This window comes from Pseudomonas sp. DrBHI1, assembly GCF_002205115.1.
GTDB classification, from domain to species: Bacteria; Pseudomonadota; Gammaproteobacteria; order Pseudomonadales; family Pseudomonadaceae; genus Aquipseudomonas; species Aquipseudomonas mosselii.
Window position 1 is genome coordinate 1 of the sequence record NZ_NIBE01000059.1, and the last position, 15,276, is coordinate 15,276.

Genomic DNA, 15,276 nt, shown 5'->3' on the forward strand with positions numbered 1-15,276 from the left:
ACACCGGCAGCGCCACGACGAACCAGACGTCTCGGGCACCGAAGAGAAACAGCCGTGCGGCCGAGAGGATGTTGATGGTTCGGCTCTTGGCCAGCATCTCGCGTAACTTGGGTTTGGCCTTGGCTTTGCCCAAGTCCTTTTTCAGCAGCACCAGACTGCCGATCCAGATCAGGGCCAGTACTGCCGCCATGGCCAGCACCGCCAGGGTAAAACCGAGCAACGCGAGCAGTGCTCCGCCGAGGAAAAAACCACACCTTGTAAGCGCGTTCTTCGAGCCCGTCAGGATGGTCACCCATTTGTAGAGGGTGCCTTGCTGGCTGTCCGGCACCAGGAGCTTGATGGAGCTCCTGGCGCTCATCTTGTTCAAGTCCTTACCTCGAAACACTGAAAAAGTGTTGGATCAGGACTACACTTAGGGCTCATCCATGTAGTCCCCTTGGCCGCCTTCGGGCGGTTTTTTTCGCCCGTCCGAACTCCTTCCAATCGGCCCGCTCAGTGGGCTGGCTGGCCATCTACGGGCAGCTTCGATTGAGATAACCTTGTTTCAGCGCTTAGTGGCCCATCAAACTATCGATACCATCGGGTTTATCGTGTACGCCAAAGCGATCTACCAGTGTGGCTGTCGCCCGATTCATTCCGATTACGTCCACCGCAATGCCGTTGCGGCGCAGCTTCAAGACCACCCTATCCAGGGCACCTACTGCCGTGATATCCCAGAAATGAGCTTCGCGCAGGTCGATGGTCACGGTGTCCATTTCCTCACGGAGGTCGAAGGCGTTGGTAAAGCGCTCTGCAGAGCCGAAGAAGACCTGGCCGACCACGTAGTAGGTCCGGTGCTTATGCTCTGGATCGACCTTGGAAGTAATGTCAAGGTAATGGGCAATCTTGTTGGCGAAGAACATGGCGGCCAACAACGTGCCGGCGATGACGCCAAACGCCAGGTTGTGGGTGGCGACCACGACCACCACAGTTACGACCATCACAATGTTGGTCGATAGCGGGTACTGCTTCAGGTTGCGGATCGACTGCCAGCTGAAGGTGCTGATGGACACCATGATCATCACCGCCACCAGTGCCGCCATTGGGATGCTGGCCAGCCAATCGCCAAGGAACAGCATCATCGCCAGCAGTAGCACTCCGGCACTTAAAGTGGACAGACGTGTGCGACCACCCGATTTCACGTTGATCATCGACTGGCCGATCATCGCGCAGCCGGCCATCCCGCCAAGCAGCCCTGCTGTGATGTTCGCGATGCCTTGTCCTTTGCACTCGCGGTTCTTGTCGCTGTCCGTTTCCGTCAGATCATCCACGATGGTGGCAGTCATCATCGACTCCAGCAGTCCAACGACAGCCAGCGCCGCCGAGTAAGGCAGGATGATGAGCAAGGTCTGCAGGTTCAGCGGGACTTCCGGCCACAGGAAGATGGGCAGGCTATCCGGCAGCGAGCCCATGTCGCCTACGGTGCGGATATCCAGGCCGAGGTACATCGCGATCGCCGTCAGTACCAGAATGCAGACCAGTGGTGAGGGCAACAGCTTGCCCAGAACAGGTACGTACGGGAATAGGTAGATGATCCCGAGCCCGGCAGCGGTCATGGCGTAGACCGGCCAGGTCACATTGGTCAGTTCAGGGAGCTGGGCCATGAAGATCAGGATGGCCAGCGCGTTGACGAAACCGGTCACGACGGAGCGTGAGACGAAGCGCATCAACTCACCCAGGCGCAGATATCCGGCGAGGATCTGCAGAACGCCGCACAGCAGCGTTGCAGCGAGCAGGTATTGCAGGCCGTGATCTTTGACCAAATTGACCATGAGCAACGCCATGGCTCCTGTAGCAGCGGAGATCATGGCGGGTCTGCCACCGACGAATGCGATGACCACGCAGATGCAGAAGGAAGCGTAGAGACCTACTTTCGGATCGACGCCGGCGATGATGGAGAAGGCTATGGCTTCAGGAATCAGGGCAAGTGCGACAACAAGGCCTGCGAGTACATCCGCACGGATATTTGATAGCCACGTGGCTTTAAGCTTTTCGAGCATGAATTCACCCAAGGCAAGGCGCATGCAGCCCGGACGGCAAACGTCAGGCAAGCATGAGCGTGCATTTCAATTGAGTTGTGAGATGGCTTTGGCTGCGAATATTTTTCAGGCGCAGCCGAGTACGACCGCAGCTAGAAGGCGGTCAGGTGTTGCGAGGGGGCGGGAAACTAAGGCGGCGTAGGCAGCCAGTTAGTACGAATCAAGGTTTTTCCCAGAGGTTGTCTGAAGATAGACCGGCAGCATGGTAGAGGATTTTGTCCGAGCGGATCAACCGCAGCCGCCCGGATGAGCGACCGCACTCTCGGCGCACCAGGGCAACCTGCCGGAGCTTCAATGTCCGACAGGTCGGTATACGAGGCTTGAGTTAGGCTGCTTCCGCTGAGCTGCCAGGGTGCGTCCGACGCACTTTCAGCATTCCCCAAGCAATGCCGATGACAGCAGAAATCACCGATCCGGACAGTACTCCGACCTTAGCCGCGCCGAGCAAGCTGGCGTCGGCGAACGCCAATGTGGCAATGAAGATCGACATGGTGAAGCCGATGCCGGCCAGCAAGCCGATCAAGGTAATGCCGCTCCAGCTAACTCCCGCCGGCAGTGTGCACCATCCCAGGCGGACCATCAGCCAGCTTGCACTCAAAACGCCTAGCGGCTTGCCCGCCACCAATGCAATACCGATGCCGAGCATCACCCAATGAGGCGCCTCGCTCGACAGATCGATCCCGCCCAAATTTACTCCCGCATTGGCCAGGGCGAACAACGGCATGATGGCGTACGCCACCCAGGGGTGTAGCGCACTTTGCACCCGAACCACCGGGGGCAGGAGCTCACGCTGGGCCAGGCGCAGTCGCTTCAGCGGGTCCATCAAATCAGTGGCATCTTGCTCCGTGGCCTTGGCACGACCTATCAACTCACCTGAGAACCGTGCAATGGCATCCAGCGGGCGCTCGCGCATGGGTATCGCGACGACTGGCGTCATCATCCCGAGAATCACACCTGCCAGCGTAGGGTGGGCTCCTGTCATCAGTATCCCGATCCAAGTGATGGCTCCGGGGATGACATAGGCATAGGCGGAACCAATCCCAATCTTCTGCAGACCGATAACCAGCAAGAGGCCTACCGCTGCGACCGCAAAACCTGAGTAGTCCAGACCGCCCGAATAGAAGAAGGCGATGATCAAAACAGCAATGATGTCGTCGATGATCGCGAGGGCCAGAAGGAATACACGGATGTTCGACGGAATCGACTTGCCCAGTAGAGCCAGTACACCGACGGCGAACGCAATGTCTGTGGCGGTTGGCACCGCCCAGCCGTTTTGTTGCGGTGCCTGGTGATTGAAAACGAGGTAGAGCAGCGCTGGTACGGCAACGCCACCAAGCGCCGCAGCCATTGGTAACGTCGCCTGACGTAGGCTGGACAATGCCCCTTCATGGATCTCGCGGCGAATTTCCATCCCTACCACCAGGAAGAAGATGGTCATCAGACCGTCGTTGATCCAGAAGTGCAGGGATTGCGATACGACGTACGTTCCAAAGCCGAATGACAATGGGGTATGCCAGAGCGCCTCGTAGCTGTCTGCGGCTGGGGAATTGGCCCAGATCAGTGCGCAAACGGCGACGACCAAAAGGACGATGCCACTGACGGCTTCGATATGTAGGAAACGTTCCAGGTTGGCAAAGGCACGCTCGGCCATTTGCTGGGCGCGGGGGAGCTCAGGTGTCTGCATCGGCACAGTTACTCGCGCGCGGCGGCCCGACCGGCGTTGCTTTTAACCTGCCTCACCGCCCTATGCGGCTAGCACCCAAGTGAGAGTCTACTGGAATCGCTTGGGTAGGGCTAACCGCGGACTGACGTCAAAAAAGTGCTGACTTGCCACTCATCGTTTGAACGAGCAATCTGCCTGTACTCCCGTGCCAGGTGCCGCTAGTACTGAAATAGAGAATCGACTGGGGAGGCGCCAAAATGCTACCAAGATTCGTCATCGTTCCAGCTGTTCCCGCTGAAAGCGGGCGCGTAGGCACTCGTTTCTATGCAGAGACCATTTCTGGTGGTTTCGATATATACGACAACAAGGAAAAGCAACGCCTAAAACCGAGTTATTTATCTAGGCATGAGGCAGACTATGCGTGTCAAAAAATGAACATCGAGTGGGAGGAGCCCGATTGCTACGGTGAACCACGGGCCAGATGAACATTTAGAGCTCTTATAGAACTAAGTGTAGCGATACACACGTTGCTTTCCTCAATTGGGTCCTCATCACGTAGGTCTGAGGTGAAGGGCTGAAACAGGTGAGTTGGGCAGGACATGGACGGCTGGTGCTCATCAGTTCTTCACTCATGGCATCAGAGGTAAATTGCCTGATGGCGGTAGGAGTAGGCAGCGTTATGGGCAGCGGGCGTTTCAACCAGGAGCAGTCTTCGGTAAGTCTGAAAGTGGCGCTGCGCATCATTGCCGGCTGGCAGGCCTCCCCGGCCCAAGCCTGCAGAATTCTGCGCATATCGCACTCTACATACCGTCGCGCTTCTCATGATTGCGGTGCTGGCCGAAGGCTCGATCAAGATCAGCAGCAGCGTATAGGCCTGGTGCTGGCCATCCACGCATCGTTGCGGACCACGTTTGCCAATCAGGCTAACGTCAAAGGATTCCCTGGGTTCAAAAACGAGAATGAATTCTTCGGGGGCCGCTCTCCTTTGGAGATCATGGCGCAAGGCGACATGATCTCGCTCTATGAAACCTACAAGCGCATTGATCAGTTACCGCGGATCGGCGTAGGTACGACAGCCCTCTGAAATTCCACAGTTCAGCGCAGCCGGCTGGCTGTTCACAGAGCGTTTGTAATTTCTCGATATCGACAGCTATGGGTGGGCAAGCCCGTGCAACCGCTCAGGCTTGGTCGCCGCTGGAATGAGTCTCGGTGCTGATTGCATTGATCTGGCCTTTTTCCGGTAATCAGTCGTCTTCGATCTCAGTTTTCCCCTTCTGGACCATCGAGATGGGAGGCAAGAAAAACATGGACCGCTGCGCCGCAGGCATCAAGATATCGGAGGATTTGATGCTGCTGCCTTTGCGCCGCCTGGTACCACTGTCCTTGTCGAAAACCTCTATGTCCTTGCACAGAATTGGCATGTGAAGGGCTTCACGAACGATGCTCTCGTTGGCCATCGTGCCGTTGGCCATGCTCCTCATCATCGAGCCGAACGTTTGGACAGGCTGTTGGTAGATCTGTCGGGGCAGTAGCTCTGAGAGCTCAGTCTCGATGCGTTTTCCGGTGACGCTGTCGAAGAAGTGCTCTTCACCAAAGCCAAGGTTGTGTTGATCTGTAATCTGGATATCGCGCTTGGTGTCGTAACCCACAAATAACGCGGGCGTCATGGAGTGCGAGAAGTGGTTACCGTACTTCCAATGAATTTCCTTCATCACGGCATTTGCGCGATAGCTCTTGGCGAGATGAATAAACCAGTAGGTCCTAGGGTTAGCGCCATATGGCGTTATGAAAAATACCGTCATGAACTCTGCGCCGCTTTCTTTCAGTATGCCCTCTGCTAGAAAACGTTGAATGAGGTGCTGCCATTCATGGCGCATCGTAGCTTTGAAAGAGGGGAGCTTTTCCCAAGGAATGTATTTTTCAAGGTCGATGTTCTGGAGCGCCTTACGGTTTTCCTCGCGCTCGGAAAGATAGTCAATCAGGCTGTCAACGTTGAATGTTAGCAAAACCTCCGCGTTTCCCACCTCCTGAAAGATGGTACGGATGCTGGAAAAAGGAACATCTTTGTAAGCGTATTGATCCAGCAAGAATAGTGCGCGCTCGGAGAATTTGAATTTTTTGATTTGACTGATTAGCGCCGGAAGAGCGTTGGTGAAGCGTGACTTTAGGGGGAATATGTCCTTATTTATTAAGTGAGAATAGCCCTTCTCGTTGAGTATCGCGTTCAGGTAATTGATGTTGTCTTTCTTGATGTCTATGAAGTAATACTTCGCGACCACTTCGCGGGCGAGCTTTCTCAGAATGTTAATTTCCGCAACTGTCTGGCGCACAGTGTCCAGTGCGATGATCGGCGATCCATAATGAACGCCTACGCCGTCATCGTCTTTGTAAACGCCACCTCCGCAGAAGCCATCAATTATGTTGATCCCGATTCGAGGGATCATCTGGTTGCTCATCAATACCGTAATGTAGGACCGAATATAGTCCTGAATGATCTTGTGCTTGACCTTGCTGTGTGGGTCGATCTGAGGATATGTCCCGGTGGAAATATTCCATTTGTACTTTTCATCCTTTGCCATCCGGTAAATCCTTTAACTCAGGCTAAATTCAACAGAGGTATCTCATCCCAGGTCTGGCCGTTCAGCAGCCGCCCGTTTGCTTTTTTAGAGCGCTTGACGCCATCCGCCCCCCATCCGCCCCATTGCTTGAAGAAGAATGCGGAACCGGAGATATCGCACTGGCGATGAATGTTGTCGACCCACTCTTGCTGCATGGGACGCGCCTTTGCACCTGACTCGCCTCCAACAATCACCCAGTGGATATCGGTCAGATCTATTTCACCGAGATCTTCGAGCAGCGGTTCTGCCGAGAGGAAGCGGATTGTGGCGTTCACACGACGCAAGCAATCGATACGAGGAACGCCATAGGCCTTGTCTTCGACCGATACGCCAAGCCAGGCGTTGGTAGGTGGAACGCGCTTGCTGAAGTAATCAGCCAACCGTTCCGCGCGCTTGGTCAGGATTTGAAAGGTATGTTGCGTCGCCTCACGAATGACGTCAAAAACCTGATCGATGTAGTGATCCGGGACTTTTTCGTGAAATAGATCCGACATTGAGTTTACAAAATAAATGGTCGGTTTTTTTCGCTGAAGTGGTTCGCGTAGTTTCTCCGGGCGCAAGCTAAGCTTGAAACCATTTTCATAGCCTGGAGTGCCCATGGCCTGCAGCCGGTGAGCCATGTTTTCGGCATAACAATGCTTGCAGCCCGGCGATACCTTGGTGCACCCCACGATGGGGTTCCAAGTCATTTCGGTCCATTCTATGCTCGTCTGGGTACTCATTGCACTGTAACTCCTGTCGTGCACGATGCTCATGTAAACCGGGCGCGACTCAAATGACTATCACCTTGGTGCTTTGCATTTCTGTTCGTGGCCCTGCCAAGTTAGAAGCATAACACACATACCCTATAAGCTCAGCTAAATATGGCTCTGTTGATATATTATTTGGCTAGTAATTTGGTGTGTGTTCAAACTTTCTTGTCGTAGGCTGATTTTGAGGTTTCTGATAAATGCAAACAAGTGATTTTTGGAGAAGGTGATTCTGCACAGAGTACCCATCGTTCACTTTTGCTTGGCCAGTTTGGCCTTACCGGATTCTTTGTCCGCCTTCGAACATTTGCATCCAGGTTTATGACTTTCTCTTCTTTGATGAGGTCTTTAAAAGCCAATTGCAGGTCTGTTGGATAGAGTTCAGTTTCCACAAGGAAGTTTGCCCAGCAATCATTGTCCACCAGCAACGGTGTGCTAGAAAGACGTGTTAGCAAATACTTTCTTGCGAGCATCCTGTTGTCCCGAACGTTGACTGGCTCGGGCTGATCTTCAGGTGAGGAGAAGAGGTCATAAACAGGGAGCCTCTTGCTCGCTTGCTGCCTGAGCTTGGTCTCGAACTGACTGACGCGCTGAACCATTTCCATCTGCTCGGCGGCCTCTTTGAAGACAATGAGCCCTTTGGAATGTCGAGTGAGGTAGATCAGGAAGTACAGGACGCGGTCCATGCCCGGCCGCTCAACGGTGACGTGCGCAGTTCTGCCGTTGTACAGATCCCCAACCACCTGGCGGTACTGGGAAACAATGATGTGCTGCCGTTCGGTTGCGGTCTCCTTGCCTGAGAACGTGATTGGCTTACCAAGTAATTCCTCAACGTTCGCTTGCTGAGCCGTCATCGACATCGCTCGGTTGAGGAAGTCGTACATCAAGTTGATGAGAAACTCGGTTCTGTTCAACGCCAATAGAGGCGCCAGTACCGGCGCATTGATGACCTTCCGCCAGCCTTTGGGGTCAATGAAGAAGAAGGTAAACCCAAGTTTTGCCCAGCTCGCGATATCATCGATTTTCGTCGTGTAGTCGCCGTGGATGCAACTAGCGTCTACGACGCTGCCCGTGTTGTTGGACAGAAATTTTTGCAGCTTAGCAAAAGCCTCATCATTCTTCTCGATATACAGGGCGCGAAACTTCACCTTTGCGCCATGCCGCTCCTCAAGCGACTTTGCACAATCTTTCATCAGGCTCAACGAGATACCAATGGAGGTGTCGCGCAAGTCATCAGACTCTTCCGACCAGGGGCCAGCGAAGCAGTCGACATAATTGATCACCTGCTCACTGCGGCCGATGATCATGATCAGCCGCTGCAAGTAAGTTCTCAGAATGGTGTGCTTGACGTACGCCTGCTCTCTACCCAGATATTCCATTGGTATCAAAGACATTTCACTTCCTTGTTGACCCATCTTGGTCGCCTACCACGGATCGGCTAATCACGTTGAGCGGCGTCTTAGTGGCGATACGATATCTTAGCCTGGGTTAGGTGGCTACGGCCGGTTCCCGCGGTGCGCCGGGAGGTCGATTGCTGCCGTTGATCGTCACCAAAATAGCAGGGCCCAACCTGTGTGATGGCTGGATCAGCGATCCTTATCGGAGCACTGGTGGAATCCCTCGCGACACAGCGTGTAATCGAGTGATTGAGATAAGTGGGCGCGAGGCTACTGCGGCTGCACTGCGGAGAGTAAGGCCTGAAGAATCTCTGACGACGGCTGTAGTAGTGAGGTCGCTGTTCATGGATCGTTTGCGCGCGCAACTACCTATAGCCCACCGCCACAGGCAGCTACGGGGCGATTGCGGTCGCAGCTTCCCGGATGAGCTCGCCAGCTACCGTTAGACTCTATACTGTTCTAGTCAAACCACGAGGGCAGCGGCGTGAAGAGAACCATCGAGGGAATGGTTGCAGCAGGTGAAGAGCTGATTCAGAAAGCGATCGATGCGCAGCGACGTCTTCGACAAGCGGAGGAAGATGGCGCCTCGCCTGACGAGCTCGAACTTTTCAGAGAGGTTTCGTATTTGCGCTTTCGATTGGTGACTGAATACCAGCTCATCAACTGCGGCAAAGCTCCGCACATCCTGCATTGACGCCCAGGAGAGTGATTCGTGAAGCGAGATGTGACGAAAGTTCTGCTTCCAGATCACCAAGCCTTCTCCGATGCGATAGAGGCCATGAAGTGCTACCAGGAAGCAAAGGATGCTGGGGCGTCACCTGAAGAGGTTGAACACCTCAAGATCCTGGCCGAGTCACTGTTCCAAGCCATCAACCACTACCAGTTGCGAGTGCTCGGCGGCCCTGACTACACGAACCATTGACTGCTACCCGCTGATCGGGCGTTACCTGGGAGGTCGCTGGCCTGCGGATACTGCCGCTGCCAGAGGCTAGGCAGCCCATCGCGCGGCCATGGTGCTCTTATGGGCCGCCACCTACCTACCGCACTGATCACTATTCACCGGATAGTACTTGCGTGCAGCGAGTCGCATCAATTTCGAAAATTTCGCATTTATTTCGAAAGCCTACAGCCCCCGCCGACCAGCGCCGGACCTGAGGCCGAATGGTGCGGATGGCGGAACGGCCGCTGTGGCCAGCTATCGAGCGGGGCGTGGCCGCTGACCGAGCGGATCGCCGCCACCTCCAGTGCCTCGCGCTCGTCCAGCGGCGGCAGCAGCCCGGGCAGACGACTGGCAAGCAAGGTCTTGCCAGTGCCCGGGGGACCTGTGAACAACAGGTTGTGCGCACCGGCCGCGGCTACCAGCAGGGCGCGCTTGGCCGCGATCTGGCCCTGGACTTCGCTGAGGTCCGGATAGGGGCGTTGCTCCAGCAGCAGGCCATTGGCCGCGTAGGGAGACAGCGCGGGCTGGCCGTTCAGGTGGGCCACCAGCTCGCGCAGGTGCCCCATCGCATACACCACCAGGCCGCTGGCCAGGCTGGCCTCCTCGGCATTCTCCCGTGGCACCACCAGCGCCCGACCCGCATCCCGGGCCGCCAATGCCGCAGGCAGCACGCCCTGTACCGGGCGCAAGGCGCCCGACAGGGCCAGCTCACCCAGGCATTCGATATCGTCGAGGGTGGCCACCGGCACCTGGCCATTGGCGGCGAGGATGCCCAGGGCGATGGCCAGGTCGTAGCGGCCACCGTCCTTGGGCAGGTCGGCGGGGGCGAGGCTCTGGGTGATGCGCCGGGCCGGGTAGTCCAGGCCGGAGTTGACGATGGCGCTGCGTACCCGGTCCTTGCTCTCCTTGACCGTGGTTTCCGGCAGGCCGACCAGGGTAAGCGTGGGCAGGCCGTTGGCCAGGTGGGTTTCGACGCTGACGGCGGGGGCCTGCACACCCACCTGGGCGCGGCTGTGGACGAGGGCGAGGGACATGGGCACTCCGTGTTTGCGTGTAAGGGGCCGCGTCCTGCGGCCCGGCAAAGCTTAGTGGTGCTCCTGGGGAGGCGGACGAGAAGAGTGCATCGAGTTTTGTCCGGCCCGCCTCCATGGCTGTCGGCACCTGCCTGGTTTCATGAGGCAGGTCGCGCACTCATTCGAACACGCCGCGCAAGGTCAGCACGAAGTTGCGCGGCTCGCCGTAGTAGTTGCCGTACTCGGACGTGCCGACGCTGGCGTAGTACTTGCGGTCGAACAGGTTGTTGCCGTTCAGGGCCAGGGTCCAGTGATCGTCGACCTTATACTCGACCATGGCGTCGTAGACCGCGTAGCCGCTCTGGCTGAAATCGAACGGAGTTTCACCCACGGTGTTCCAGTTGGCGTCGAAGCGGTAGGCCTTGCCTTCGACGTAGCTGGCGCTCTGGGCGGTTACCCCGGCGCCGACGCGCCATGCCGACCAGTCGCCCGGCAGGGTGTAGACCGACCAGAGCTTGAACAGGTGCTTGGGCGTGACGGTGGTGTACAGCGTGTCCTCGCTCTTGTCGTCCATCAGGTTGAGGGTATAGCCGGCGATTACATCCCAGCCCGGCAGGACTTCGCCGGTGGCCTCCAGGTCGATACCCTTGCTGACCACCTTGCCCTGGCCGATGAAGCAGCAGGAGGCGCTGTAGCTGAACGGTGTGTCGGGGTAGGCGGGGTCCTTGATCGCCTGGTGTTCACGCTTGGTGTAGAACAGCGCGGCGCTGAGGTTGAGCGCGCCATCGAACAGCTCGCCCTTGATCCCGGTCTCGTAGGTCTTGCCGGTCATCGGGTCGAGGGAGGTGCCGGACTTTTCCGGGCCCTTGAGTTTCTGCGCCTGGGGTTTGTAGATCTCGGCGTAGCTGACGTAGGTCGACCACTGGTCGTCGAGCGCGTAGATCAGGCCACCGAATGGCACCAGGGTGGTCGGCTCGCTGTGCGAGACCTGGTCCTGGCGAGCCCAGTCCCCGGAGCCGTCGCGGTTGCGCGTGGCGTAGGCCTGCTCGAAGGTATAGCGCTGGGCGCGGGCGCCGATCACCAGCTTGAGCGGGTCGGTCAGCTGCAGGCGCAGGGTGGAGTAGAGACCGTACTGCTTGCGCTTGTTGGGGTAGTAGTCGCGGTAGAAGGCATGGTTGGTGGCCTCGGTCGGCAACGGTGTCGACTGCGGGTCCCACAGGTCGATCATGCCGCCCAGGCCGACCTTGCCCTGGGCCGCGCGCCAGCGGCTGGTGACCTCCTGGTAGTCGCCACCCACCAGCAGTTCGTGTTGGCGGCCGAAGGCGTCGAAGGTGCCGGAGAGGTTGACGTCGAACACCGACTGCTTGCTCCAGCTGGAGACATAGCTGCCCCACCAGTAGGGGCCGGTATTGCTGTTCTCGTCAACGGAGCCATAGGGGATCACGCCTTCGGTGGAGCCTTCGTTGTACGAATAGGTGTAGGAGGTGTTGAGCTTCCAGTCATCGGAGAAGCGATGGTCGAGCTTGGCGAACAGCTCGCGGGTGTAGCTGTCGTTCCAGGCGCTGTTGGTGGTGTACCAGGTGTGCCGCGGCAGTTTCAGGTCGCCGCCGGTGCTGTAGCGCGGCAGGCCGTCGCCCACGCCGTTTTCATGGACCTTGTCGTAGCTGCCGCCGAAAGTGAGCATGGTGTCGTCGCTGACGTCGGCCTCGAGCACACCATAGAAAAACGGCCGTTCGGTGCTGCGGTTGTCGAAGAAGTACTGGCGGTCCTGGTAGGCGACCACCATCCGTCCACGCAGCTTGCCGTCGAAGGCCAGGGGACCTGTGGCATCCACTTCGCTGCGGTAGTTGTCCCACGAGCCCGCCGAGGCTTCGAGCTTGAGCTGGTAGTGATCGAGCGGGCGCTTGCGCACCAGGTTGACGATGCCGCCCGGGTTGCCGGTGCCGCCGAGCAGGCCGCTGGCGCCGCGCAGCACTTCGACATGGTCATAGGCGGCCAGGTCGTACTTGCGCTGGCTGTAGAAGGTGCCCAGGCCGTTGCCGATGTCCATCGGTGCCGTGCCGTCGATCTGCAGGTTGTCGATCGCAAAGCCACGGGAGATGAATTCCTGGGTGTTGAAATTGACGTTGCGCAGGGTGATGCCGGGGGTGAATTTCATCGCGTCGTCAAGGCTGACCATGCGCCGGTCCTCGATCAGCTGGCGGCTGACCACCGATACCGACTGCGGGGTGTCCTTCAGGCTTGTCGGGGTCTTCGAACCGACGCTCACCAGCCCGGTGGTGTAGGAGCGCGTGCCCTCGGTGGCCTGGCCCATGCCTTGACCCTGAACCTGCGTGCTGCCGAGTTCCAGGGCGCCGCCACCGCTGGCGGCGAGCTGCAGCGCCCAGCTGCCGTCGGCGGCCTGCACGGCCTTGAGCCCGGTACCTTCGAGCATCAGGTACAACGCCATGTCGGTGGGCAACTGGCCGCGCACCGGCCTGGCCTGCTTGCCCTGCACCAGCTGCGGGTCGTACGGCAGGCTGATGCCGGCCTGCTCGGCGAAGCGGTTGAGTGCTTCGGCCAGTGGTGCGGCGGGCAGGTCGTAACGGCGCAGCGGCTGTTCGGCCAGCACGGGGTGGGCCAGGCCGATGCCGGCGCCAAGTAGCAGGGCCTGGGCGAGCAAGGTGGGGCGGTAGCGGGACAGCAGATCCATCGAAAGCTCCTGGGAATTGGCAGGTGTTTTTCCTGTTTGTCGAAGGAGCGGGGAAAACCCGTAAACGAGAATCGATTTTCTTTACGCCGGAAGGATGCGCACCCACAACGCGGTGCGCCATTGCAGGCGCACCGGCCAGGTGTGGGCCAGGCTGCGCAGGGCATTGTCGGTGTCGTCGAGCTGGAACACCCCGGAAACACGCAGGCCGGCCACCGCCGGGTCGCAGCCGACCCAGCCTTCGCGCTGGCGGGCCAGGGTATCGGCCAGTTCGGCCAGGGGCATGTCGTTGGCGATCAGCAGGCCACGGGTCCAGGCCGAGCCCTGGGCCTGGGGATTGGCCAGGGGCTGCGCGCCATGGTGGTCGATGCGGTACTGCTCGCCGGCCTTGGCCAGTTGCTGGGCTCGCCCGGGCACCTGGATCGCGACCTGGCCCTGGTCGATGGCCAGGCGCGTGTTGCCGCGCGCCTGGCAGACATCGAACGCCGCGTCGAACGTCCACAGGCTGGCCTCGGCGCTGGTCACACACAGGGGGCGTTGCCGGGTGTCGCCCTGCACGCGGACATAGACCTGCCCTTCAAGCAGTTCGACCCGGCGTTCGGTCGCGCTGAAGCGCACGTTGACCGCGCTGCGGCTGTTGAGCTGCAGCTCGCTGCCATCGGCCAGCTGGACATGGCGGCGTTCTGCGGTATGGGTGCTGTAGTCGGCCAGGCTCAGGCGCCAGGGTGAGTGTTGCAGTGCCGTACCGCTGAGGCCCAGCCCCAGCAGGCCGAGGGTGAGCAGCTTGAGGGCCTGCCGGCGATCCGCCCGCTCGGGCGCCGTCAACGCACGCAGGGCAACGCCCTCGGGCAGCTCGCGGGCCTGGCTGAAGCAGGCCTGGGCTTCCTGTAGGGCCTGCCAGGTGGCTTCATGGCGCGGGTCGCTCTGGCGCCAGACCAGGCAGGCGGCACAGAGTGCCGGCGCATGCTGCGCCGACTCGAGCCTGACCAGCCAGCCGATGGCCTGGTCGAGCACGTCGTCGCTCATGGTTCCAGCCTTGCCAGGTAGCAGTGGCGGATGGCCTTGACCATGTACTTCTCGACACTGCTCAGGCTGATCCCCAGGTGATGGGCGATTTCCTGGTAGCTCATGCCTTCCAGGCGCGACAGCAGGAAGGCCATGCGCACCTTCGCCGGCAGGCCATCGAGCATGGCGTCGATCTGCATCAGCGTCTGGAGCAGGATCAGCTGGCGCTCGGCCGAGGGCGCCTCGGGCTCCGGCAGGCTGGCCAGCGCCTGCAAGTACGCGATCTCCAGCTTGTGCCGGCGCTGGCGGTCGATCATCAATCCTTTGGCCACGCTGCTGAGCCAGGCCCGCGGTTGGCGCAGCGTCGGGATCAGCTCCGGCCGGCCGAGCAGTTGCACGAAGGTGTCGTGGGCCAGGTCGGCGGCGTTGTCGGCATGTTGCAGGCGTCGCCGCAGCCAGCCCAGCAGCCAGGCGTGGTGATCCTGGTACAGCGCATCCATGGCCTGGCGCGGCGGCGGAAGTGAGGGTGAGGGCACGACGAGCCTCTCCTGCAAAAGGAATGAGCGAGATGCAGATGGGAATCGCTCTCAATCCTACGGGGTTTGCAGTCGTGTGCTCAAGAGGTAGTCAGTCCTTTGTGGGCTTGTCCCGCGAGGCAATCACCGCGTTGCATGGCACCGGCATTGCCGGTGTTCGCGGGGTAAGCCCGCTCCCACGTGTACAGTCCTGGCCCCCAGAGCGAGAGGGTGCCGATCGTCAGGTCAGTGTGACCGTGGCTGCCTGCCACAGATCACCGGAATCCCCGAACCCCGCGCCCGTGTCAGCAGCTCCTCGGTATCGTCCCCGCCCGGCAGCGCCAGCACCAGGTCGGGCCGGCTGTCGCGCAGCATGAAGACGTTGCGCAGGCGCTCGGCCAGCTTGCCGTGCAGCTGCCAGTTGGGCGGGTAGCGCACGATGTCGGCGCCCTGTTCGCGGGCCCAGCCTTCGATCTCGCCACCCAGGTGCTGGCTGCCGCCGTGGATCAGCACCCGGATCGGTTGCTGGCGCTGGAGGGCGTCCAGCGCCTGGCGGCAGCGTTGGCTGTCGGCGTAGTTGCGCCCCGCGCAGATCAGTACGCGCATGCT

13 protein-coding genes and 2 pseudogenes are annotated in these 15,276 nt (G+C 59.2%); 4 read left to right on the top strand and 11 right to left on the bottom strand.

What is annotated here, in order from left to right:
* The 3 genes and pseudogenes from CC207_RS12025 to nhaA all read right to left on the bottom strand — a co-directional run.
* A pseudogene (locus CC207_RS12025) lies at positions 1-373 on the bottom strand (MFS transporter); the annotation flags it as partial.
* 178 nt (positions 374-551) lie between these two features.
* Positions 552-2,039 carry a SulP family inorganic anion transporter gene (locus CC207_RS12030; protein ID WP_088852246.1) on the bottom strand — a complete coding sequence of 496 codons (1,488 nt, stop codon included), beginning with the start codon at positions 2,037-2,039 and terminating at the stop codon, positions 552-554.
* A gap of 364 nt (positions 2,040-2,403) precedes the next feature.
* Positions 2,404-3,762, bottom strand: coding sequence for a Na+/H+ antiporter NhaA (nhaA, locus tag CC207_RS12035; protein WP_088852167.1), 1,359 nt, complete (start codon positions 3,760-3,762; stop codon positions 2,404-2,406).
* A 236-nt stretch (positions 3,763-3,998) separates the two neighbouring features.
* Here nhaA and CC207_RS27580 point away from each other — a divergent pair, with 236 nt between their 5' ends.
* Both CC207_RS27580 and CC207_RS12045 read left to right on the top strand, forming a co-directional pair.
* Positions 3,999-4,226 (top strand): hypothetical protein, encoded by a 228-nt coding sequence (locus tag CC207_RS27580; protein WP_088852168.1) that lies wholly within the window; start codon positions 3,999-4,001, stop codon positions 4,224-4,226.
* A 194-nt stretch (positions 4,227-4,420) separates the two neighbouring features.
* The gene (locus CC207_RS12045; RefSeq protein WP_088852169.1) at positions 4,421-4,825 is read left to right on the top strand and encodes an antitoxin Xre-like helix-turn-helix domain-containing protein; all 405 of its coding nucleotides are present in this window, start codon (positions 4,421-4,423) and stop codon (positions 4,823-4,825) included.
* A 160-nt stretch (positions 4,826-4,985) separates the two neighbouring features.
* Here CC207_RS12045 and CC207_RS12050 read toward each other — a convergent pair whose 3' ends face one another.
* From CC207_RS12050 to tcmP, 3 genes are all read right to left on the bottom strand, one after another.
* Positions 4,986-6,320, bottom strand: a complete 1,335-nt coding sequence (locus CC207_RS12050; protein WP_088852170.1) for a three-Cys-motif partner protein TcmP — start codon at positions 6,318-6,320, stop codon at positions 4,986-4,988.
* A gap of 17 nt (positions 6,321-6,337) precedes the next feature.
* Complete coding sequence (locus CC207_RS12055; protein ID WP_088852171.1) at positions 6,338-7,081, bottom strand: phage Gp37/Gp68 family protein; 744 nt, start codon at positions 7,079-7,081, stop codon at positions 6,338-6,340.
* A gap of 185 nt (positions 7,082-7,266) precedes the next feature.
* Positions 7,267-8,502: a three-Cys-motif partner protein TcmP gene (tcmP, locus tag CC207_RS12060; protein WP_088852172.1), complete on the bottom strand. Its 1,236-nt coding sequence runs from the start codon at positions 8,500-8,502 to the stop codon at positions 7,267-7,269.
* A 487-nt stretch (positions 8,503-8,989) separates the two neighbouring features.
* Here tcmP and CC207_RS12065 point away from each other — a divergent pair, with 487 nt between their 5' ends.
* Together CC207_RS12065 and CC207_RS12070 are read left to right on the top strand one after the other, a co-directional pair.
* The gene (locus tag CC207_RS12065) at positions 8,990-9,199 is read left to right on the top strand and encodes a hypothetical protein (protein WP_256582074.1); all 210 of its coding nucleotides are present in this window, start codon (positions 8,990-8,992) and stop codon (positions 9,197-9,199) included.
* A gap of 18 nt (positions 9,200-9,217) precedes the next feature.
* On the top strand, positions 9,218-9,427 hold the full coding sequence (locus CC207_RS12070; protein ID WP_088852173.1) for a hypothetical protein: 210 nt from the start codon (positions 9,218-9,220) through the stop codon (positions 9,425-9,427).
* A 200-nt stretch (positions 9,428-9,627) separates the two neighbouring features.
* Here the strand turns inward: CC207_RS12070 and CC207_RS12075 are convergent.
* From CC207_RS12075 to CC207_RS12095, 5 genes and pseudogenes are all read right to left on the bottom strand, one after another.
* Positions 9,628-10,479: pseudogene (locus CC207_RS12075) on the bottom strand (YifB family Mg chelatase-like AAA ATPase); the annotation flags it as partial.
* A 157-nt stretch (positions 10,480-10,636) separates the two neighbouring features.
* On the bottom strand, positions 10,637-13,150 hold the full coding sequence (locus CC207_RS12080) for a TonB-dependent receptor (RefSeq protein WP_036985631.1): 2,514 nt from the start codon (positions 13,148-13,150) through the stop codon (positions 10,637-10,639).
* A gap of 81 nt (positions 13,151-13,231) precedes the next feature.
* Entirely contained in the window at positions 13,232-14,173 is a 942-nt protein-coding gene (locus tag CC207_RS12085; protein WP_028688627.1) for a FecR domain-containing protein, read from the bottom strand.
* Complete coding sequence (locus tag CC207_RS12090; RefSeq protein WP_028688626.1) at positions 14,170-14,652, bottom strand: sigma-70 family RNA polymerase sigma factor; 483 nt, start codon at positions 14,650-14,652, stop codon at positions 14,170-14,172. Before CC207_RS12090 ends, CC207_RS12085 begins: the two co-directional genes overlap by 4 nt.
* A 261-nt stretch (positions 14,653-14,913) precedes the next feature.
* Complete coding sequence (locus CC207_RS12095) at positions 14,914-15,273, bottom strand: DUF2493 domain-containing protein (RefSeq protein ID WP_088852175.1); 360 nt, start codon at positions 15,271-15,273, stop codon at positions 14,914-14,916.
* Positions 15,274-15,276: the final 3 nt, after the last annotated feature.